Origin of the sequence: Pseudohaliea sp., assembly GCF_040217025.1 — a bacterium.
Classification (GTDB): domain Bacteria; phylum Pseudomonadota; class Gammaproteobacteria; order Pseudomonadales; family Halieaceae; genus Pseudohaliea.
Map to the genome: position 1 here is coordinate 39675 of NZ_JAVJOA010000004.1, position 20398 is coordinate 60072.

19 protein-coding genes are annotated in these 20398 nt (G+C 68.2%); 8 read left to right on the top strand and 11 right to left on the bottom strand.

Going from position 1 to position 20398, the window contains the following annotated elements; genetic code table 11:
- Nucleotides 1–6: 6 nt before the first annotated feature.
- Genes trpC through rpe form a run of 5 tightly spaced genes read right to left on the bottom strand, consistent with a single transcriptional unit; the run spans nucleotide 7 to nucleotide 4658 of the window.
- Nucleotides 7–810: an indole-3-glycerol phosphate synthase TrpC gene (gene trpC, locus RKE50_RS01150; RefSeq protein ID WP_350033695.1), complete on the bottom strand. Its 804-nt coding sequence runs from the start codon at nucleotides 808–810 to the stop codon at nucleotides 7–9.
- A complete protein-coding gene (gene trpD / locus RKE50_RS01155; RefSeq protein ID WP_350033697.1) occupies nucleotides 807–1841 on the bottom strand; it encodes an anthranilate phosphoribosyltransferase in 1035 nt (344 codons plus the stop codon). The genes trpC and trpD overlap by 4 nt, the downstream gene beginning before the upstream one ends.
- Nucleotides 1838–2464, bottom strand: a complete 627-nt coding sequence (locus tag RKE50_RS01160) for an anthranilate synthase component II (protein WP_350033699.1) — start codon at nucleotides 2462–2464, stop codon at nucleotides 1838–1840. The genes trpD and RKE50_RS01160 overlap by 4 nt, the downstream gene beginning before the upstream one ends.
- A complete protein-coding gene (trpE, locus tag RKE50_RS01165) occupies nucleotides 2461–3987 on the bottom strand; it encodes an anthranilate synthase component I (RefSeq protein ID WP_350033700.1) in 1527 nt (508 codons plus the stop codon). The genes RKE50_RS01160 and trpE overlap by 4 nt, the downstream gene beginning before the upstream one ends.
- Nucleotides 3987–4658 (bottom strand): ribulose-phosphate 3-epimerase, encoded by a 672-nt coding sequence (rpe, locus tag RKE50_RS01170; protein ID WP_350033702.1) that lies wholly within the window; start codon nucleotides 4656–4658, stop codon nucleotides 3987–3989. Before rpe ends, trpE begins: the two co-directional genes overlap by 1 nt.
- A 169-nt stretch (nucleotides 4659–4827) precedes the next feature.
- Here rpe and RKE50_RS01175 point away from each other — a divergent pair, with 169 nt between their 5' ends.
- The gene (locus RKE50_RS01175; RefSeq protein ID WP_350033703.1) at nucleotides 4828–5049 is read left to right on the top strand and encodes an AbrB/MazE/SpoVT family DNA-binding domain-containing protein; all 222 of its coding nucleotides are present in this window, start codon (nucleotides 4828–4830) and stop codon (nucleotides 5047–5049) included.
- Nucleotides 5046–5486, top strand: coding sequence for a putative toxin-antitoxin system toxin component, PIN family (locus tag RKE50_RS01180; RefSeq protein WP_350033705.1), 441 nt, complete (start codon nucleotides 5046–5048; stop codon nucleotides 5484–5486). The genes RKE50_RS01175 and RKE50_RS01180 overlap by 4 nt, the downstream gene beginning before the upstream one ends.
- Nucleotides 5487–5494: 8 nt before the next feature.
- Here the strand turns inward: RKE50_RS01180 and murU are convergent, their stop codons facing one another.
- Both murU and RKE50_RS01190 read right to left on the bottom strand, forming a co-directional pair.
- Entirely contained in the window at nucleotides 5495–6166 is a 672-nt protein-coding gene (murU, locus tag RKE50_RS01185) for an N-acetylmuramate alpha-1-phosphate uridylyltransferase MurU (RefSeq protein WP_502937863.1), read from the bottom strand.
- Between the two features lie 5 nt (nucleotides 6167–6171).
- On the bottom strand, nucleotides 6172–7185 hold the full coding sequence (locus RKE50_RS01190; protein WP_350033708.1) for an aminoglycoside phosphotransferase family protein: 1014 nt from the start codon (nucleotides 7183–7185) through the stop codon (nucleotides 6172–6174).
- Nucleotides 7186–7309: 124 nt separating this feature from the next.
- On the opposite strand from RKE50_RS01190, the gene RKE50_RS01195 reads away from it, so the two are divergent.
- From RKE50_RS01195 to pdxA, 3 genes are read left to right on the top strand one after another with little or no spacing between them, the layout of a single operon-like run.
- Complete coding sequence (locus tag RKE50_RS01195) at nucleotides 7310–9730, top strand: LPS-assembly protein LptD (protein WP_350033709.1); 2421 nt, start codon at nucleotides 7310–7312, stop codon at nucleotides 9728–9730.
- Nucleotides 9727–11061, top strand: coding sequence for a peptidylprolyl isomerase (locus RKE50_RS01200; protein ID WP_350033710.1), 1335 nt, complete (start codon nucleotides 9727–9729; stop codon nucleotides 11059–11061). The genes RKE50_RS01195 and RKE50_RS01200 overlap by 4 nt, the downstream gene beginning before the upstream one ends.
- Before the next feature lie 15 nt (nucleotides 11062–11076).
- Entirely contained in the window at nucleotides 11077–12066 is a 990-nt protein-coding gene (gene pdxA, locus RKE50_RS01205; RefSeq protein ID WP_350033712.1) for a 4-hydroxythreonine-4-phosphate dehydrogenase PdxA, read from the top strand.
- Here pdxA and RKE50_RS01210 read toward each other — a convergent pair.
- The gene (locus RKE50_RS01210; RefSeq protein ID WP_350033713.1) at nucleotides 12063–12395 is read right to left on the bottom strand and encodes a hypothetical protein; all 333 of its coding nucleotides are present in this window, start codon (nucleotides 12393–12395) and stop codon (nucleotides 12063–12065) included. The genes pdxA and RKE50_RS01210 overlap by 4 nt on opposite strands.
- Nucleotides 12396–12499: 104 nt before the next feature.
- Nucleotides 12500–13246 (bottom strand): YdcF family protein, encoded by a 747-nt coding sequence (locus tag RKE50_RS01215; RefSeq protein ID WP_350033715.1) that lies wholly within the window; start codon nucleotides 13244–13246, stop codon nucleotides 12500–12502.
- An 84-nt stretch (nucleotides 13247–13330) separates the two neighbouring features.
- Here RKE50_RS01215 and RKE50_RS01220 point away from each other — a divergent pair, with 84 nt between their 5' ends.
- From RKE50_RS01220 to RKE50_RS01230, 3 genes are all read left to right on the top strand, one after another.
- On the top strand, nucleotides 13331–15166 hold the full coding sequence (locus RKE50_RS01220; RefSeq protein WP_350033717.1) for a hypothetical protein: 1836 nt from the start codon (nucleotides 13331–13333) through the stop codon (nucleotides 15164–15166).
- 70 nt (nucleotides 15167–15236) lie between these two features.
- Nucleotides 15237–16535 (top strand): hypothetical protein, encoded by a 1299-nt coding sequence (locus RKE50_RS01225; protein ID WP_350033718.1) that lies wholly within the window; start codon nucleotides 15237–15239, stop codon nucleotides 16533–16535.
- A gap of 54 nt (nucleotides 16536–16589) precedes the next feature.
- Nucleotides 16590–18038, top strand: coding sequence for a hypothetical protein (locus tag RKE50_RS01230; protein ID WP_350033719.1), 1449 nt, complete (start codon nucleotides 16590–16592; stop codon nucleotides 18036–18038).
- 134 nt (nucleotides 18039–18172) lie between these two features.
- Here the strand turns inward: RKE50_RS01230 and fcl are convergent, their stop codons facing one another.
- On the bottom strand, nucleotides 18173–19132 hold the full coding sequence (gene fcl / locus RKE50_RS01235) for a GDP-L-fucose synthase (protein ID WP_350033721.1): 960 nt from the start codon (nucleotides 19130–19132) through the stop codon (nucleotides 18173–18175).
- Nucleotides 19133–19221: 89 nt separating this feature from the next.
- Nucleotides 19222–20340, bottom strand: coding sequence for a GDP-mannose 4,6-dehydratase (gmd, locus tag RKE50_RS01240; RefSeq protein ID WP_350033723.1), 1119 nt, complete (start codon nucleotides 20338–20340; stop codon nucleotides 19222–19224).
- Nucleotides 20341–20398: the final 58 nt, after the last annotated feature.

Sequence of the window (20398 nt, forward strand, 5' to 3'; positions counted from 1 at the left end):
GACGGCTCAGGCAAACAGTTCGCGCAGCTTCTCGCCGGGTTCCTCGGCGCGCATGAACGCCTCTCCTACCAGGAAGGCATTCACACCGCCGGCGCGCATGCGCGCGACGTCCTCGGGGCCGTGGATGGCGCTCTCGGTGATGACCGTGCGGTCCCCGGGGACGAGCGGCAGCAGGTCGAAGGTGGTAGCGAGGGTGCAGGAGAAATCGTGCAGGTTGCGGTTGTTGATGCCGAGGAGCGGCGAGGGCACCGCCAGCGCGCGCTCGAGCTCCCCCCGGTCGTGTACCTCCACCAGCACATCACAGCCCACCTCGGCGGCGCAGGCCGCGAGCTCCGCCAGCTGCGCGTCGCCGAGCGCCGCGACGATAAGCAGCACGGCGTCGGCGCCGAGCGCCCGGGCCTCGACCACCTGGTAAGGGTCGATCGTGAAATCCTTGCGCAGCACCGGCAGCGCGCAGGCGGCACGGGCAGCCTGCAGGTAGGCGTCGGCGCCCTGGAAGAAATCCACGTCCGTGAGCACCGACAGGCAGGTGGCGCCGCCCGCTTCGTAGCTGGCGGCGATGGCCGCCGGGTCGAAGTGCTCGCGGATAACGCCCTTGCTCGGCGAGGCCTTCTTCACCTCGGCGATGACCGCGCTGCCCGGACCCGCGGCCGCGCCTGCGACCGCGGCGGCAAAGCCCCGGGCCGGCGGTTGCGCTCGGGCGTCTTCCTGCAGCGCCGCCAGCGGGCGCCGGGCGCGGCGCTCGGCCAGCTCCTCGGCCTTGCGTGCAAGGATGCGCTTCAGCACCGTGGGCAGACCGTCGTCGCTCACGCGCCCTCCTCGGCCATGAGCCGGGTGAAGTCGATGAAGGCCTTCAGCTTCTCCGCCGCCTGGCCGGTGGCGATGAGGTCCTCGGCCAGGCGCACGCCGTCGGCGAGGGAGCCCGCGACACCGGCCACGTGCAGCGTGGCGCCGGCGTTGAGGGCGATCAGCGCCGCCGCGTCATCATTGTCACCGGCGAGCGCCGCGCGGATCAGCCGGGCGGAAGCCTCGGCGCTGTCCACCGTGAGGCCGTCGACAGGCCGGCGCTCGATGCCGAGTTCCTCCGGCGTCACCGCGTAGCAGCGCACCGCGCCATCGCGGAGCTCCGCCACCCGCGTCGGCGCGGCGAGGGAGAACTCGTCGAGGCCGTCCTCGCCGTGCACGACCAGCGCGTGCTCGCTGCCGAGCTCACCGAGAGCCTTCGCCAGCGGTTCGCAGAGCGCACCGTCGAACACCCCGAGCACCTGCCGGCGCACGCCCGCCGGGTTGGTCAGCGGGCCCAGCACATTGAACAGGGTGCGCATGCCAAGCTCGCGCCGCGGACCGATGGCGTGGCGCATGGCGCTGTGGTGCGCCGGCGCGAACATGAAGCCGACACCGACCTCGGCGATGGCGCGGGCGATCTGCCCGGGGCTGAGGTCGAGCGGTACGCCAAGCGTTTCCAGCACGTCGGAGCTGCCGCTGGTGCTGGAGACCGAGCGGTTGCCGTGCTTCGCCACGCGGGCGCCGCCCGCCGCGGCGACGAAGGTCGCGGCGGTGGAGACATTGAACAGGTTGGCGCCGTCGCCCCCGGTGCCGACCAGGTCCACGAGGTCGAAGTTGCCGGGCACGGTCACCGGCGTGGCCAGTTCGCGCATCACCCGCGCCGCCGCGGCGATCTCCTCGATGGTCTCGCCCTTGGCGCGCAGGCCGAGCAGCAGCGCGCCGATCTGCGCGTCCGTGGCCCCGCCGGTCATCACCGTGCGCATGACTTCGGCCATGGCGTGCCCGTCCAGGTCACCCCCCTCGGCGAGCACCGCCAGTGCATCCTTGAGGCTCATGACGCGTCGCTCCCGGTATCGCGCAGCGCCCTGTCGCCCGGATAGCTGCCGCGCAGAAAGTTGTCGAGCAGGGCGTGGCCGTGCTCCGTGAGGATGGATTCGGGGTGGAACTGCACACCCTCCACCGCCAGCTCCCGGTGCCGCAGACCCATGATCTCGTCCACGGCGCCGTCCTCTGTCTCCGTCCAGGCCGTAAGCTCGAGGCAGTCCGGCAGGCTTTCCCGGGCGACCACCAGACTGTGGTAGCGGGTCGCCGTGTACGGCGACGGCAGGTTGCGGAAGACACCCTCGCCGCGGTGGTGGATCGGCGAGGTCTTGCCGTGCATGACCTGCCGCGCCCGTACCACGTCGCCGCCGAAGACCTGGCCGATGCACTGGTGGCCGAGGCAGATGCCGAGGAGCGGCACGCGGCCGGCGAAAGCCTCTACCAGCGCCATGGAAATGCCGGCCTCGTTCGGCGTGCAGGGGCCCGGGGAGAGCACGATGCGCTCCGGGGCCAGTGCCTCCACGCCGGCGACGTCGATCTCGTCGTTGCGGCGCACGACCACCTCGGCCCCGAGCTCGCCGAGGTACTGCACCACGTTGAAGGTGAAGGAGTCGTAGTTGTCGATCATCAGGATCACGGCGAGCCCTCCCCGCCCCGGGCCCCGCTGCCGGCCTCGTTACCGGCGCCACTACCGGCCATGGCCGCGGCACGGAGCACGGCGCGGGCCTTGTTCACCGTCTCCTGCCACTCGAGAGCGGGCACGGAGTCGGCCACGATCCCGGCCCCGGCCTGCACATGCAGCTCACCGTCCTTGATCACGGCGGTGCGGATAGCGATGGCCGTGTCCATGTCGCCGCCCCAGGAGAGATAGCCCACGGCGCCGCCGTAGACACCGCGCTTGACCGGCTCGAGCTCGTCGATGATCTCCATGGCGCGGATCTTCGGCGCGCCGCTCAGCGTGCCCGCGGGCAGCGTCGCGCGCAGCACGTCCACCGCGCTCAGCCTCCCGGCGAGGCGGCCGGTCACGTTGGAGACGATGTGCATCACGTGCGAGTAGCGCTCGATGACCATCCTGTCGGTGAGCTCGACGCTGCCGGTTTCGGCGATGCGGCCGACGTCGTTGCGGCCGAGGTCGATGAGCATGAGGTGCTCGGCGATCTCCTTCGGGTCCGCGAGCAGCTCCTCGGCGAGCGCCGCGTCCTCGGCGTCATCCCGGCCGCGGTGGCGGGTGCCGGCGATCGGGCGCACGGTGACCATGCCGTCCTCGAGGCGGGCGAGGATTTCCGGCGAGGAGCCGACGATCTGGAAATCCTCGAGGTCGAGGAAGTAGAGATAGGGCGACGGGTTCAGGTTGCGCAGCGCCCGGTACAGGTTCAGCGGCGGCGCCGCGAAGGGCACGCTGATACGCCGCGCCGGCACCACCTGCATGACGTCGCCGGCGAGCACGTACTCGCGCACACGCTCCACCGCGGCCTCGTAGGTCGCCTGATCCATGCTCGTGCGGGCGCTTTCCTCGAGCGTGGTCGAGCCGCGGGCGGCCAGATCCACCTCGGGCAGCGGGGCGATGGGCTCGCGCAGCTGCCGGGCCAGGGCCGCCAGCCGCGCCTCGCCGGCGGCCAGGGCGCCGTCCGCGGCCGGGTCGACGTTGACGATCAGCTTGAGCGTGCCGGCGAGGTTGTCGAAGACCAGCACCTCGTCGGAAACCATGAGCAGGATGTCCGGCGTCCCCAGCCCTTCCGGCGGGCAGCTCTCCGCCAGCCGCTCCTCGACATAGCGCACCGTGTCGTAGCCGAAGTAACCGACCAGGCCGCCGTGGAAGACCGGCAGATCGTCGGCCGGAGCGGCCCGGAAGCGCGCCTGGAAGGCCTCGACCCAGGCCAGCGGGTCCGCCACCGTCTCGCTGGCGGCCAGCTCACCGGCCTCCCAGGTCTCCACGCGCCGGCCGAAGACTTTCACCAGGGTGCGGCAGGGCAGGCCGATGATCGAGTAGCGGCCCCACTTCTCGCCGCCCTGCACGGATTCGAACAGGTAGGAGTAGGGGCCGTCGGCGAGCTTGCGGTAGGTGCTCACCGGCGTTTCCTGGTCCGCCAGCACCTCCAGGCTCACCGGGATGCGGTTGTAGCCCTCGGCCGCCAGTGCCCGAAAAGCCGCCGGGGTCATCAGGCCGGGGCGGCGAGCGCCGCGCGCATGTCGCCGATCACCGCGGCGTAATCGGGCTGGTTGAAGATCGCCGAGCCGGCGACGAAGGTGTCGGCGCCGGCCGCGGCGATCTCGCCGATGTTCTTCGGGCCCACGCCGCCATCGATCTCGAGGCGGATGTCGCGGCCCGAGGCGTCGATGCGCCGGCGCGCCTCGCGCAGCTTGTCGAGGGTCGCCGGGATGAAGGACTGGCCGCCGAAGCCCGGGTTCACCGACATGAGCAGCACCACGTCCACCTTGTCCATCACGTAGTCGAGGGCATCCAGGCCGAGGTGCGGGTTGAACACGAGCCCGGCCTTGCAGCCGGCGTCGCGGATCAGCTGCAGCGTGCGGTCGACGTGGGTGACGGCGTCCGGGTGGAAGGTGATCCAGCTGGCTCCGGCCTCGGCGAAGTCGCCGACGAGCCGGTCCACCGGGCTGACCATCAGGTGCACGTCGATGGGCGCGGTGACCCCGTGGTCCCTGAGCGCCCTGCACACCATGGGCCCGATGGTGAGATTGGGCACGTAGTGGTTGTCCATGACGTCGAAGTGCACCACGTCCGCGCCGGCGGCGAGCACGTTGTCCACCTCCTCCCCGAGGCGGGCGAAATCCGCCGACAGGATGGACGGCGCGATCAGGTAATCGGGCATGGGGCTCTCCAGCGGGTCTGGACGCGGATTCTAGCGTTTTGCGCCCCCGGGCACACCCTTCGCAGCAGGCTGCCCGGGGCATGCGCCGTCGGCGACCGAAAAGGGCTGATGCGCCCGCCTGGTGATGAATGTAAGATTTCCTTACTTTACTAAAGAAGGAATTCGCAGAATGCTTGCCAAGCTCACCGCCAAGAACCAGATCACGCTGCCCAAAGCCGTCGTCTCCAGCATCGATCAGACCGAGTACTTCGAGGTCACCGTTGAACAGGGCCGTATCGTCCTCACGCCGGTACGTCCCCAGGGCGCGCAGTATGTTCGCGACAAGCTCGAGGAACTGGGGATCAGCGAGAAAGATGTCGATGACGCTGTGAACTGGGCACGGGGCCGGTGAGAGGCGGCAGCACCGCCACCCCGAAACGGGTGGTGCTGGACACCAACGTGGTGTTGTCGGCGCTCCTGTTCACCTCGGGACGCCTTGCCTGGCTCCGCCACGGCTGGCAGCGTGGCACCATCCGCCCCCTGGTCTGCCGCGAGACGACGACGGAACTCCTGCGCGTGCTCGGCTACCCGAAGTTCGGGCTCTCCCGGGGGGAACAACAGGTCCTGCTCGCGGAGTTCCTGCCCTGTGCTGACGCGGTGCGACTACCCCGCCGAAGGCCTCCGCTGCCGCCCTGCCGGGACGCCGCCGATGAAGTCTTCCTGGTGCTGGCAGCCGCCGCCAACGCCGATGCGCTGGTGACGGGCGACAAGGACCTCCTGGCCCTGCGCGGTGAATTCCCCGGCATCGTCACCCCCGATGAGCTGGGCGCCATGCTGGGCCCGCGCTGACACCTGATCTACTGCCCGCGGAGCGCCGCATCCAGCGCCGCCAGCCGTTCCGGGGTGCCCACGTCGACCCAGCGCCCGCGGTGAAGCTCGCCGCTGAGGCGCCCCGCCGCCATGGCCGCCTCGAAGAGCGGGCGCAGGGGCCGGGCCCCCGGTGCCAGGCCCGCGAAGAAGGCCGGGTGGTAGAGCGCGGTACCGGTGAAGGTCAGCGTGCCCTCGCCGGCTGCGGGCTCGACGACCCGCCCGTCGCGCAGGGCGAAGTCGCCGCCCGGGTGGTGGGGCGGGTTGTCGGCCAGGAGCAGGTGGGCACCGGCGGGGACGAGGGCCGCGGCCCGGGCGGCCAGCGCCGGCACGTCGTAGTCCATGAACACGTCGCCGTTCACCACCAGGAACGGCGCGTCGCCCAGGAGCGGCAGCGCCTGCACGATGCCCCCGGCGGTCTCCAGCGGCGCAGGCTCCCGGGAATAGCGGATCGACAGGCCCCAGGCGCTGCCGTCGCCGCAGAAAGCCTCGATCTGCCCGCCGAGCCAGGAGACGTTGATCACGACCTCCCCCACCCCGCCGGCCGCGAGGCGCTCGAGGTGATGCTCGAGCAGCGCTTTGCCGCCTACGGCGAGCAGGGGCTTGGGCGTCTCGAGGGTGAGCGGGCGCATGCGCTCGCCGCGCCCGGCGGCGAGAACCATCGCCCTCACGGTGCGCGCCACCAGGGCTGCGCCGGCAGCCGGGGCGCGACCACGGCGTCGAGCCAGGCCGCAAAGGCGGCGAGCGCGGGCTCCCCGGGGAGTGCCGCGAGCACGTCGCGCACGTAGCCGTAGACCCGGGGCAGGTCGCCGAGATAGCCGTCCTTGCCGTCGCGCAGCCAGAGCCGGGCAAAGATACCGAGCACCTTCAGGTGCCGCTGCAGGCCCATGAGGTCGAAGGCGACCAGGAAGCCGCCGGCATCCGGCAGGCCGGCGAGGCCGCGGGCGGCCAGCTCGCCGTGAAACGCCCGCGCCCAGCGCTGGACGTCGTCGTCGGGCCAGCGGCAGTAGCAGTCCCGGAGCAGGGACACGAGGTCGTAGGTCACCGGGCCGCAGAGGGCATCCTGGAAGTCGATGGTGGCGAGGCCCCCGCCGGTGATGAGCAGGTTGCGGCTGTGGTAGTCGCGGTGCACGGGCACCCGGGGCTGGGCCGCGGCACTGGCAAGGAGGCGGGCGCAGAGGTCGTCGAAGCGGCGGGCCGCATCCGCATCCAGCGAGAGCCCCAGGAGCTGCTCGCAGAACCAGTGCGGAAAGAGGTCCAGCTCGGCCCGGAGCGCCGCGTCGTCGTAGGGCGGCAGGCCGTCACAGGGCGCCGTGGCCAGGGCGAGGAGCGGGACCATGGCCTGGCGGTACCAGCCGTCGACGCTGTCGCGGTCGAGCGCGGGCAGGAGCAGCGCATCGCCGAGGTCCTCGAGGAGCAGATAGCCTCGCTCCAGGTCGGCCCCGAGGAGCCCGGGCACGCGCACGCCGGCGGCGGCGAACTGCGCGCGCACGGCGATGAACTCGGCGTTCTTCTCGGTCGCCGGGGGCGCCACGCAGGCGACGGCGGTGCCGCCGTCCCAGCGCAGCCGGAAATAGCGGCGGAAGCTGGCATCCCCCGCGAGCGGCGCGAGCGCCGCCCCGGCCGCCCCGGGTAGCTGCGCCAGGCACCAGGGCAGCAGGTCCGCCGGGGCACTGCTCACGGGCGCTGTACCCGGGCAAAGACCCCACGGCGGGAACGGACAAGCAGCGGGGGATGCTTTATCATCCCCCGCAGGCACGTCCCCCGTCTTCTTCCATCGCTCAAAGGCCCATACCCGACACCCCATGATCCCGGCCCCAGCGAAGCACACGCTCCTGCGCGCGGCGGTTGCCGCACTGCTGCTCGCGCAGGCGCTGCCGGGGCGAGCGCAGGATAGCAACGGGGAGCGCTGCGCGGCCAGCGGTGACTGCGCGGAAGAGCGCCTCGAGGTCGAGGTCGTCGAGCCCGGCGCCGGGCTGGACTGGGTCCCCATCGAGGACGTGCCGCCGGCGCTCCGGGACCGCAGCTGCCAGCTCTGCCGCGGGCGCTACATCGACCCCAAGGCGGACCTCGCCGGGGGCAAGGACCCGGAGCAGGCCGACATCGAGGCCACCGCGGCGCGCACCGAGCTCCGCGGCAGCCAGCTGCGCCTCGAGGGCGGTGTGGAGGTCACCCAGGGCTACCGGGACCTCGCCAGCGACCGGGCCGACTACGACCGGATCAGCGAGACCGGCAACGTCGAGGGCAACATCGTGCTTCGCGAGCCCGGCCTGCTGCTGCGCGGCAGCCGCGGGGAGTTCTACTCGCGCACCGGCGAGGCCCAGCTCGAGGACGGCGTCTTCGTGCTCCACGAGAAGCACATGCGCGGCGAGGCCAGGCTCCTGTCGCGGGACGCCGAGGCGCTGATCCGCGTGGAGGACGGCGCGCTGACCTACTGCGCCCCCGGCGACCGCGACTGGTACCTGCGCAGCCGGCAGATGACCCTGGACCTCGACAAGGGCGTGGGCGTGGCCCGCGGCGCCACCCTCTCCGCCGCCGGCGTGCCCTTCTTCTGGACCCCCTGGCTGAGCTTCCCCCTGGATGACCGGCGGCGCACGGGCTTTCTCTTTCCCACCGTGGGCAACGACAGCCGCGGCGGCATCGACGTGAGCGCGCCGTTCTACTGGAACGCGGCGCCCAACTACGACCTGCTCTACGTCCCCCGCTACATCCAGGAGCGGGGCCTGAACCACGAGGTGCAGGCGCGTTACCTCGACCCGGCGCGCGGCCAGTGGCTGGTGGGCGGCGCCTTCCTCCCCGGCGACGAGCAGTACGAGGAAGACTTCCCGGCGGACGACAATGCCAACCGCTGGCTCGCCCAGGTGCTGCACAACGGCCTCTACGGCGAGCGCTGGCGCTCGCGCATCGACTACACGCGGGTCAGCGACGTGGCCTACATCCGCGACCTCGAGACCTCCAACCTCGAGACCCGTCGCGAGGTCAACCTGCTGCAGCTGGCCTCGCTGGACTACCTCGGCGACGACTGGCTGGTGAACATGGAGCTGCAGCAGTTCCAGAGCCTGGCCGACGACATCCGCGAGGACTACAAGAAGCTGCCGCAGCTCACCGTGCAGCGCCGCGGTGAGCGCGAGCCCTTCCGCCTAGAGCCCGTGTTCCTCGCCCAGTACAGCCACTTCGACAGCGACGAGGAGCGGGTCACCGGCCAGCGCCTGTATACGGAAGCGGGGGTCAGCTACCCGATGCTGTGGGAGTACGGTTTTCTGCGCAGCACCGCCAAGTACCGCTACCTCGACTACCGCCTCGACGACCCGCTGCTGCCGGACCGGGACGACCCCAGCGCCGGGTCGGCCCTCGCCAGCGTCGACGGCGGGCTCTACTTCGAGCGAGCCTTCAACTTCGCCGACCGGGAACTCGTGCAGACCCTCGAGCCCCGGCTCTACTACCTCTACTCGAGCTACGAGGACCAGCGCGACCAGCCGGATTTCGACAGCGCCGAGCTCACCTTCAACTACAACCAGCTGTTCCGGGACACGCGCTTCTCGGGCCGGGACCGCCTCGACGACGCCAACCAGCTCGCCATCGGCGTGACCACCCGCTTCCTGAGCCGCGAGACCGGCACGGAGCTTCTCAACGCCAGCCTCGGCCAGATCGTCTACTTCGAGAACCGCAAGGTGCGCCTTACACCCACCGCGCCGGAGCTGGACCGCACGGAATCGGAAATTGCCGGGGAACTGAACTTCTATCCCACGCAGCGTCTAAACCTGCGGGCGACGGTGCAGTACGACCCGTCGACGGAAAAGGTAAACGCCGGCAACCTGTTCAGCAGCTACGAGCGCGAGGACGGCGCGCTGTTCAACGTCGGCTACACCTACCGGCGACCCATCAACCTGGTGGGCACGCAGCCGACCACGGACCAGGCGCACGTCTCCGCCTACTACCCCGTGAGCCGCAACTGGCGCGTCTTCGGCGCGTGGAACTACAGTCTCGAGGCCGACGAGAGCGTGGAAGACATGCTGGGCATCGAGTACGATAACTGCTGCTGGAAAATCCGCCTGTTGCACCTGCGCTATTTCGACACCGCGCGTGGCATCGTCCCCGATTTCGATTCGCCCAACCTGGACCGCGAGCGGGCCGTCCAGGTGCAATTCGTGCTCAAGGGCCTCGGCGGCCTGGGGACGGAGGTGGAGCAACTGATGACCGACATGATCCGGGGGTTCCGACCGTGACAGCAATCAGCAACACCCTGCGCGCTTTGGCCGCGACCCGGGCCTTCGCAAGCACCCTCGCAAGCGCCGGCCTGCTGGCAGCCGTTTTCTCGGCGCCTTTCTCGACACCGGCCGGCGCGGAAACGGAAATGCTCGACCAGGTGGTGGCCATCGTCGACGACGACGTGATCATGGCCAGCGAGCTGCGCGAGCGCCTGGCGACCGTGACCAACAACCTCGAGGCCCGCGGCATGGACGTGCCGCCGGAGGACGTGCTGATCAGCGAGACCCTGGACCGGCTCATCCTCGACAGCATCCAGCTGCAGATGGGCGAGCGCTTCGGCGTGCGCATCCCGGATGCGCAGCTCGACGCGGCCATGCAGCGCGTGGCCGCGCAGAACGGCCTCTCCCTGGACCAGTTCCGCGTAGCGCTGGAGCAGCAGGGACAGTCCTACCGCGCCATGCGGGAAAAGATCCGCCAGGAGATGGTCATCCAGCGGGTCCAGATGGGCAACGTGAACCAGCTCATCGAGCTCTCCGAGCAGGAAGTGAAGAACTTCATGGCCACGGAAGAGGGCCAGAAGCTGATCCAGCCCGAGTACCGTATCGTCCACGCCCTGATCCCCGTGTCCGAAGACGCGCCCGACGCGGAAGCCTCGGCGGCCCGGGAACAGGCCGAGGCCCTGGCACGCCGCATCCAGGGCGGAGAAGGCTTCCAGACCGTTATCAGCGAGGCGAGCGAGCGGGTGCCCATGACCGGCGGCGACCTCGGCTGGCGCAAGCTCGATGACCTGCCGTCGCTGTTCCAGGATGTCGCCCCCGGGCTGTCCCCGGGCGAGCTCGCCGACGTGTTCCGCTCCCCGAGCGGCTTCCACCTCGTTTATCTCGCCGATGCGCGCGGCGCCGGCGGCCAGACCGTGGCCCAGACCCACGCCCGGCACATTCTCATCAAGCCCTCGGAGATCCTCACCGACGACGAGGCCCGCGAGCTCGCCGCGGAGCTGAAGGCGAGGATCCAGGCCGGCGAGGAGTTCGGCGCCCTGGCCCGCGAGTACTCCGAGGACATCGGCACCGCCGCCGAGGGCGGCGACCTGGGCTGGAGCAACCCGGGCCAGATGGTGCCGGCCTTCGAGAACACGATGGCCTCCACACCCATCGGCGAGATCTCGGACCCGGTGCGCACGGAATTCGGCTGGCACATCATCGAGGTGCTGGACCGGCGCGAGAAGGACATGACGAAGGAGGTGCAGGTCGCCCGCGCCACGGAGTTCCTGCACCAGCGCAAGTACGACGAGGAACTGGACGCCTGGCTGCGCAAGATCCGCGATGAGGCCTTTGTCGACATCAAGTAAACGCGGCGGCACGGCATGAGCGTGCCGCGGCTGGCTATCACCGCCGGGGAACCGGCGGGCATCGGCCCGGAGCTGCTGCTGGCGATCGCCGCGGAGCCCTGGCCGGTGCAGCTGGTGGCCATCGCCGACCGGGACATGCTCGCGGTCCGCGCCGCCGTGGTCCCGGGGCTGGGCGCGATCGCCCTCGACGACTTCGACCCTTCTGCGGCGCCGACCCCTCACGCGCCGGGCCGCCTGCCGGTCCTGCACACGCCGCTTGCCCGCCCGGCGGATCCCGGACGCCTGGACCCCGCCAACGCCGCGGCGGTCCTCGCCACCCTCGACACCGCCGTGGATGGCTGCCGCGACGGCCGCTTCGCCGCCATGGTGACCGGGCCGGTGCAGAAAAGCGTCATCGCCGATGCCGGTTTCGCCTTCAGCGGCCACACCGAGTACCTCGCCGCGCGCTGCGGCGTGGAGCGGGTGGTCATGCTGCTGGTGGCGGGCTCGCTGCGCGTCGCCCTGGCCACCACGCACCTGTCGCTCGCGGCCGTGCCCGGGGCCATCAGCCGGGAGCTGCTGGCGGGCACGCTGCAGATTCTCCATGGCGACCTGCGCGAGCGCTTCGCCATCGACGCGCCGCGGATCGCGGTGCTCGGCCTCAACCCCCATGCCGGCGAGGGCGGTCACCTGGGGCGTGAGGAGATTGACGTCATAGTCCCGGTACTGGAAGCACTGCGCGCCGAGGGCCTCGATCTCACCGGCCCCCTTCCCGCTGACACCGCCTTCACGCCCCGCGCGCTGGCCGGCGTGGATGCGGTGCTCGCCATGTACCACGACCAGGGCCTGCCGGTGCTCAAGCACGCGGGTTTCGGCGAGGCGGTGAACGCCACCCTCGGCCTGCCGATCGTGCGCACGAGTGTGGACCACGGCACGGCGCTGGACCTGGCCGGGACGGGAAAAGCGGATGCGGGGAGTTTGCGGGCGGCCGTCAGGCTGGCAGTGGACCTGGCGAGCCCGGGCTAGGCTAGCCAGGCCTGCAGCTGCGGCACCACCAGGACGAGGATGATCAGGCCCAGCATCCAGGTATGCAGCACCAGGATTCGGTCCTGGCGGGCGAAACGGGCGTCATAACGCGATTCCTGCTCCACGAGCTTGGCGTCGAACCGGGCTTCCTGCTCCGCAAAACGCGCGTCGAGCACCTCGTGGAAGTAGTCCTTCGTCAACAGGTTGTCGGCGTAGAAACCGAATGCCTCGGCCATGAGTTCTGCCTGCACGTTTGCCTGCGGCTCCGGCACGCCGGCTTCCCGCAGGCGGCGGGCGTAGCGCAGCGTGTCAAAGGCCATTGTCGTCATGGTAGCCGACTCCTGCGGCAAGGCAACCCGGGGACCTCAACACAGTCTGTGCCCGCAGCCCGGGTGGGGGCAAGCACGGCGATCCATCACATCCGCGCACCGAATCATCGGCCCACACGGTAGCCGACGATCTCCTTGAAGGCGCGGCCCGCGCCGTCCAGCGCCTCCGCGTCCGGCAACCAGTCCACGGCGGTGAAACGGTCCCGGGCCTCGTGGTCGGTCGCTGCCGGGATCACCTCGAGCCCCTGCGCCTCGAAGCGGGCCACGGCGCGGCGCATGTGCAGGGCGGAGGTGACCAGCAGGATTCGCTCGATACCGCGAGCGCGGAGCAGGCGTGCGCTGAAGGCCGCGTTCTCGCGCGTATTGCGGCTCTCCTCCTCGACCAGGATGGCCTCTGCCGGTACACCGAGCGCCAGCAACAGCTCCCGGGTGACGGCGGCCTCGCTGCGGGCGCTGATCACGGGATTGGCACCGCCGCTGAGGAGCAGGCGCCCGACCCGGCCGGCGTGGTAGAGCTCGGCCGCGTAGAGGACACGATCGGCCTGCGCATTGAGGTTGGCCGGACCATGAAGCCTTCCCGGCGGATCGATGCCGCCGCCGAGCACCACGGCGACCGGCGCCCGCGGCGCATCAAGCGGCGCAATGTAGGGGTAGGCCTCTTCGAGCATACCGCGCAGGGCGAAACTCGCGGGCGGTAGCGACCAGGTAAGCAGCCAGGCGAAGGCGGCGAGCCCCGCCAGCCAGGCGAGGCCGCGCCGGCCCAGGACCGCGAGCAGCAGGGCCGCGCCCCCCAGCGCGAGGGCGCTGCCGAGCGGTGCCAGCAGCGCAATTACCAGCTTGTCGAGGAACATACCCGAGCCACCGGGGCGCGGTTTACACCCATGGGCGCCCTCCCTACACTCTCAGCTTCACACGCACCGGCGCCAGGCCCACGGATGAGCAACGACAGCGGCATCTCCTATTCCTACAGCACCACCGGGCCCGCAAGCGCCGGCGCGCCCGCGCTCTACGCTTTCGCCAACTGCGAACTGGTCCCGGTAGACCATGCCGTGACGCTAGTGATCAATCGGGACAATGGCAAGCAGCAGCTGATCTCGCCGCAGGTGGTCGATGCACTGAAGACCTGCACCACCTTCCGTTCCCTCGACGCCCACGCCGACCAGCTCGCGCGCACCCGGCCGGAGCTCAAGGGCAACCGGGCGCTGGCGATGCAGGCGCTCGAACAGGTCCGCGATGCCGGCCTGCTGCTGGCCGCCGGCACGATCCGCGAGCGGCTCGGGGCTGCCGATGAGCGGCAGCTGGCGCCAACCCGGGTCTTCGTCATCACCTGCGACCGGCCGGACGCCGTCGAGCGGCTGCTCGAATCGCTGCTGCGCATCGGAACGCTGGCCCGCCACGATGCCCTGACCCTGGTCGATGACTCCCGCGACCCCGCCAACCGGGCCGCCAACCGCGACGCGGTAGAGCGCTTCAACCTACGCAGCGCCAAGGACATGCGCTACTTTGGCGCTGGGGAACAGGCGACGCTGCTGGAACAGCTGGTCAGCGCACTGCCGGAGCACGAGGCGGGCATCCGCTTCCTCATCGACCCCGCGCGCTGGGAGGGCAGGAAGACCTACGGCCGCAGCCGCACGCTGTGCCTGCTGCTCTCCATGGGCTGCCGGGCCATCGTCATGGACGACGATATCCTCTGCGAGGCCGTGCTGCCGCCCATCCCCGGCGATGACCGGGTCAGCTTCAGCGGCGAGCGCAAGGCGGCCTTCTACCCGGACCGGGAGTCGCTGATGGCGGCCCGCCGGCCCGCCCCGGAGGACCCGCTAACCGGCCATGCCCGCTGCCTCGGCCAGTCGCTGGGGTCGGCGCTGACCAGTCTCAACGGCGCGGCGCTGGAGGAGGCCCAGTTCGGCGACTGCAATGCCGCCATGCTCAACGTGCTGGACCCGACGGCCCCGATCCTGGTGACGCAGTGCGGCTCCTGGGGCGACCCCGGCACCGGCAGCGTTCACTGGGCAGTGCACCTCGGCGAGGACTCCATCGAGCGGCTGGTCAATGCCCCCCAGGGCATGGCCGCCGCGCTGGAGAGCCGCAGCAGCTGGCTCGGCTGCGCGCAGCCCACGCTGCACAAGATGGCCTTCATGTCGCAGATGACCGGCCTCGACAACAGCCACTTCCTGCCGCCCTACTTCCCGGCCTTCCGCGGCGAGGACCTGCTGTTCGGGACCATGCTCGAGGCCATGTACCACCGCGGCGCGCTGGTGGAATGCCCCTGGGCCGTGCCCCACCTGCCGCTGGATGAGCGCCGGCACAGCATCCGCGATCCGATCGCGAACGCCGGCGGCATCGGGCTGTTCTCGCGCTACCTGACCAGCCGCATAGACTACGAGGATGCAAGCAACCCCGCCGGCCGCCTGCAGCACATCGCCGACGACGCGCGGCGCCTGGCCGCCCGCTCCGACGCCGACCTGCTCCTCGACTACCGGCGCGAACAGGCAAAGAGCGAGGCCGAGACCCTCGCCCTGGCCCGGGCCCAGCTCAGCCGGGCGCAGGAGCTGCCGTCCATGAACTGGCAGGGCTACCTGTCGCGCGCCGTGGAGGAGCTTGGCAGTTCGCTGCAGCGCCGGCACAGTCCCATGGAGATCCGGGGCGTGCCGGAGGGGGCGACGGAGGAGGGGCTGGTGGCGGAGTTTCGCGGGTTTGCCGAAGGGTGGGCGGCGGCGCTGGAGGCGTGGCCGGCAGCGCGAGAGGTATGCCAGGCGACCGGCGGTCGCTGAGAGGCTGGCTATGGCCGGATCCGGGGCGGAGATGCATTCAGAGACCGGAGCCGAGGGTACGCGGGGGCCCGTGGAAAGCACAGCCCTGCCGCGCGGCCCCGCGTTTGCCGCGACGCTCACCATCGCACTTCTTTCACTGCTCGCCAGCACAGCGCTCGCAGCGCTCCTGCTACCTCGCGCACTGCCGCTGCTGAACCCGGCCCTGGCTCCCTTTTTGGGGTCTGCTGCGGTCGCCCCTGTAGAAGTCGCGGGCAACCGCTTCCGACCCGTCGTCTACGGTGAGGGCGGCTACGCGGGCAACGCCAGCCGCATCACGAGCCTGCGGGACGGCGAGGCGGTGCTCGTCGCGAAACTGCGCGAGCCGGCAAACCACTTCCCCTTCCTCCGCTGGCGGGCCACCGGCCTCCATCCGGGCTACATGACCCACCTGTTCTGGCGCGTGGCGGAGCGACCGGACGAACTGTTCAGCACACCGCTGCAGTACGCAGGGCAGGGCGCGAACTGGGCCAACCTGTCCAAGCACCCGGACTGGCGGGGCACGATCACTGAGCTCGGTATCGGCGTCTTCGGCGATCTCCGCGAGACAGCCTTCACCCTCGAGGCGGTCGCGCTGGAGCCGTATAGCGCGGCTGCGGCGCGGCGGGTGGTATGGCAGGAGTGGACGAACTTCCTACCATGGCAGCAGAACACGATCCATGCCTATCGGGGGCAGACGCCCGGCATGCTCGTAAGCCCTGTGCTGTTGATAGGCGCTGCGACGATCGTAGGTCTGGGCATTTCTGCGATTGCGTGTTTGCTACTTGGCCGAATGAAGGGCTACGCAGGGTTTTCTCACAACATGCGCTGGGTGTCACTCGCCGTCATCGGGGTCGGTTGGCTCGCTCTGGATGCCCTATGGCAGCACCACCTTACACGACAAGGCGCAGAAACTCGCTTGCTCTTCGCTGGCCTAGAACATGAAGAAAAGCTGCTGGCGGACTGGGACGGCGACTACTTTGCATTCGCAAGGAAAATCAGTGAAACATACCTTCCGGGAAACAAGGACAGCATCCCCTTGCTGGCCGTGCCGCAGACTCCGAAGCGATACGGATTCCGCATACGCTATCACCTGCTTCCGAGTCACTACGCCGATATCTCACACTTCAGCTATCCGCCAGGAGGCAGCGACTACCTCCGCCCAATGAATAGCGATCTGCTGAAAAAAGCCATTCGAAGCAGTGAATACTTTGTAGTGATCACCCCGCCGCAGATAAAGGCAAACAAGGTGGACGTCTTCTCGCTTGCTAACGTAGAGCCCAGCGGGATCGAAGAGAATGTCTACGCCAATGAGGCCGCGGTTCTGTTCAAGGTGCGACTCGAAGATGATTAGCAGGCGCAGAAGAGCTTTGACGGACCAAAGAGGCAGGCCCCGGGGCCTGCTGCCGTGATGATCGCCGGCGTCTGCTTTGCTGTTATTGCCCCGTGGGTGCTGGGCTTCCTATTGGCGTCACGTTTACCAGTAACAGCGAACCTCAACCCTGCCCTCCGCCTGGCACACGGCTACCTGATAGGAACCTTCTTGTGCACGATCTTGCTTCGCCTGTGCAACTTTGCGAACTGGTCGATCAACTTCATCGCGATCAGTGCCGTCCTGCTCTTCGGCGGGCTGCTGTTGTGGCTTCTGCCACCCCGACTGTCGAAGAACCAACTGCTCTCAAGGTACGCCACTGAAGCAAGGCGGCCGTTGCATCAGTTGCAGGAAGGGGGTTGGCTCCGCGTGCTGAGCGCCATGCTGCTTCTCGGCCTTATCGCATGGCGCTATTACACCATCGCCGTCGAGGCGCTCATTCGGCCCGTCTTCGCCTGGGATGCGTGGGCGTCCTGGGTGCCTCGAACACTGCAGTTTTTCGAAACCGGGACGCTGGAAGCTGGACTCAAGACGATCAAGGGCAGCCACGGGCTTTTCACCAACTTAGTTCATTACTGGGCCATGCTTGGGGCCGGCACGCCACAGGCCACCTTTACGGCCTTGCCCTGGCTCGGGGCGAGCCTGTCGATCACCCTCGGCGTCTACGGCTGGCTGCGCCCGGCAGGCGCTCCATTGCTACCGGCCCTGCTGGGCTGTTACCTACTGATTAGCCTGCCCTTCTTTGATATCCACAGTATGCTGGCGGGCTATGCGGACCTCTGGCTGACGCTGGCCATGTTACTGGGTCTGTCAAGTTGTGCTGCTTTCGCCGAAAGGCCGACTGTGGCAGGAGCATTGCTCGTAGTTTTCTACGCGGGCTTAAGTGCCAGCATCAAGCAGGCCGGCTTCGGCTGCGCGCTGATCCTCCTCGCCTGCCTGGTGCATTCCTGCTTATGTCGGTCCAAGGCCTGGGCCGCCTCGGTCATCCCTACCATAGCTGCCGCCGCTTCGGCCCTCTGTCTCCTGCTCCCTCAGTCGGGGCTACAAGTGAGCCTACCTCTCTTCGGCGAGCACCTGCTGCTGATGGATAGCGAACAACTGGGCATCACTGGCTTTATGCTTGTAAAAATCGATGCCTATGACAGCATTGGACATTACCTGTTTGAAAGTCTGTTCCTTTTCCCCAGCTGGCACCTTTTGTTTCCTATCGCGATTGGCGCGTACCTCTGGACCCTTCTGCGGGGAGACTATCGGCGCGCGTGCTTTCATTCGACGCCGTTGGCCCTTGTACTGGGACTACTCTACTCGGCTCTCTACCATGGACTCGCTGCACCGGAGGCAGCCGCCGGCCACCAGGGCCTCACCCGATCCATGCTCTACTTCGTGCCCGCCCTTATCTGTTGGCTGGTGATCGCCTTCCAGTACACACAAACCAGAGAGGTTGATGTCAGAACACTCAGCCGGAGCCTATCGAAGCCCCAGTAGCAATGAACGAGACGTAGGACATTTCGGCAAAGGCAGAGAGAAAGCCAAATTACAAAATAGACCAACGAATCAAGCGCGGAAGACCAGCAGAGCCCAACTAAAGGTAAGCTTACGGCACGACAACCCTTGCAAATTTACAGGCGGGCTTCCGCCCGAAACTCCAGGAACCATTGATAGGTATTTGCCAAACCTTCCTCCAAGCTGATGCTTGGGGCCCACCCCAAAGTCCGTAAGCGCGACACATCCAGCAGCTTGCGTGGTGCCCCATCAGGTTTACTGGTATCGAAAGTTAGACCCCCCTCAAAGCCAACCACTACGGCGACCGTCCGGGCCAGCTCAGCGATGGTACAGTCTCGCCCCGTGCCAACGTTGATATGACTTAGACGGGGCCGGGTGTTAGCAGCGTAAACCGCCTGAGCCAGCTCCATAACGAAGATGGAAGCCGCGGCCATGTCGTCCACGTGCAGAAACTCACGCCTGGGCGTGCCGGTTCCCCACACCATCACCTCTTGATCGCCCCGTCGGGCTGCCTCACTAAAGCGCCGCAGCATGGCCGGGATCACATGGCTGTTATCGGGGTGGAAGTTGTCGCCGGGGCCGTAAAGGTTGGTAGGCATAACCGAGCGGTAATCCCGCCCATGCTGACGATTGTAGCTCTCACAAAGCTTTATGCCGGCGATCTTGGCGATGGCGTAGGGCTCGTTGCTGGCCTCGAGGGGGCCCGTGAGCAGGGCCTCCTCCCGCATGGGCTGTTCCGCCAGCCGTGGATAGATGCAGGATGAGCCCAGGAAAAGAAGCTTCTGAACCCCCGCCGCGTGCGCGCCATGAATGAGGTTCGCTTCGATCAACAGGTTCTCGTAGATGAAATCCGCCGGGTACGTGTTATTGGCATAAATCCCGCCGACCTTCGCCGCCGCCAAGTACACCTGGTCGATCGCTCCGTTGGCGAGAAACGCATGAACCGCGCGCTGGTCAGTGAGATCCAGTTCCTCCCGTCCGGCGGTCACCAGCTGAACATCATCCCTCCCGGCCAACTGCCGACAAAGCGCTGCCCCCACCATACCCCGGTGCCCAGCCACGAAGACCCGATGCATTACCAGCTTACCCCACGCTTCACTAGCAACAGCTCGTCGCGATCAGGGCCGAAGGCCCGTTCAACACACATCTGGCCCACGCCTCGCCCCTACAAATCCTGCGGCATCGTCACATCATGCCCATATGCCCGCAACAACGCATTCCGCTGAGCTGCCTTCACATCCTCCGACACCATCTCCGAACACATCTCCCGTGCAGTAATCTCCGGCTCCCAGCCCAACTGAGCCTTCGCCTTAGCAGGATCCCCAAGCAACGTCTCCACCTCCGCCGGACGGAAGTAGCGTGGGTCGACCCGTACGATCACGTCCCCGACGCTCACGGCCGGCGCCCAGGCTCCCTTAACCGCCATAACCCGGGCCACCTCGTTCACGCCCTCGCCCTCAAAGGCGAGGGACAAGCCAAGATCCTCCGCCACCCAACGAATGAACTCCCGGATCGAATACTGCTGTCCCGTCGCGATCACGTAATCCTCAGCGCTTTCCTGCTGCAGCATCAACCACTGCATGCGCACATAGTCCTTCGCATGCCCCCAGTCCCGCAGCGCGTTCAGGTTGCCCATGTAAAGGCAATCCTCCAGGCCCTGGGCGATATTGGCCAGCCCCCGGGTGATCTTGCGCGTCACGAAGGTCTCACCCCGCCGCGGCGATTCGTGGTTGAAGAGGATCCCGTTGCAGGCATACATCCCGTAGGACTCGCGGTAGTTCACCGTGATCCAATAGGCATAGAGCTTGGCGACTCCGTAGGGCGAGCGCGGATAGAAGGGCGTGGTCTCAGTCTGCGGCGTCTCGCGCACAAGGCCATAGAGCTCAGACGTCGACGCCTGGTAGAAGCGCGTCTTCTCCTGCAGACCCAGGAGACGGATCGCCTCCAACAGCCGCAGGGAACCCAGCGCGTCTACATCCGCAGTGTACTCGGGGGACTCGAAGCTCACAGCCACGTGCGACTGGGCGCCGAGGTTATAGATCTCGTCCGGCTGCATTTCTTGCACAACTCGGATCAGGTTGGACGCATCGGTGAGGTCGCCGTAGTGCAGGATGAGCTGCTTATTCTCCTCGTGCGGGTCCTGGTAGAGGTGATCGATGCGCTCGGTGTTGAACAGTGAGGCCCGGCGCTTGATGCCATGCACCTCGTAGCCCTTGTCGAGTAAGAACTCGGCCAGGTAGGACCCGTCCTGGCCGGTGATGCCGGTGATTAGTGCCCTCTTCATCGACTCCACCCTACTTTCTAACGATTCCCCGCGCCTCGCAGCGCGACGCGCTCCGCGC

Excerpts from the sequence above, each read along its gene's own strand:
- RKE50_RS01175 (WP_350033703.1), top strand. The coding sequence starts at position 4,828 with ATGCTTGCCAAGCTCACCGCCAAGAACCAGATCACGCTGCCCAAAGCC.
- fcl (WP_350033721.1), bottom strand. The coding sequence starts at position 19,132 with ATGCATCGGGTCTTCGTGGCTGGGCACCGGGGTATGGTGGGGGCAGCG.
- RKE50_RS01195 (WP_350033709.1), top strand. The coding sequence starts at position 7,310 with ATGATCCCGGCCCCAGCGAAGCACACGCTCCTGCGCGCGGCGGTTGCC.
- murU (WP_502937863.1), bottom strand. The coding sequence starts at position 6,166 with ATGGTTCTCGCCGCCGGGCGCGGCGAGCGCATGCGCCCGCTCACCCTC.
- RKE50_RS01215 (WP_350033715.1), bottom strand. The coding sequence starts at position 13,246 with ATGTTCCTCGACAAGCTGGTAATTGCGCTGCTGGCACCGCTCGGCAGC.
- pdxA (WP_350033712.1), top strand. The coding sequence starts at position 11,077 with ATGAGCGTGCCGCGGCTGGCTATCACCGCCGGGGAACCGGCGGGCATC.
- trpE (WP_350033700.1), bottom strand. The coding sequence starts at position 3,987 with ATGACCCCGGCGGCTTTTCGGGCACTGGCGGCCGAGGGCTACAACCGC.
- gmd (WP_350033723.1), bottom strand. The coding sequence starts at position 20,340 with ATGAAGAGGGCACTAATCACCGGCATCACCGGCCAGGACGGGTCCTAC.
- trpD (WP_350033697.1), bottom strand. The coding sequence starts at position 1,841 with ATGAGCCTCAAGGATGCACTGGCGGTGCTCGCCGAGGGGGGTGACCTG.
- rpe (WP_350033702.1), bottom strand. The coding sequence starts at position 4,658 with ATGCCCGATTACCTGATCGCGCCGTCCATCCTGTCGGCGGATTTCGCC.
- RKE50_RS01210 (WP_350033713.1), bottom strand. The coding sequence starts at position 12,395 with ATGACGACAATGGCCTTTGACACGCTGCGCTACGCCCGCCGCCTGCGG.
- RKE50_RS01220 (WP_350033717.1), top strand. The coding sequence starts at position 13,331 with ATGAGCAACGACAGCGGCATCTCCTATTCCTACAGCACCACCGGGCCC.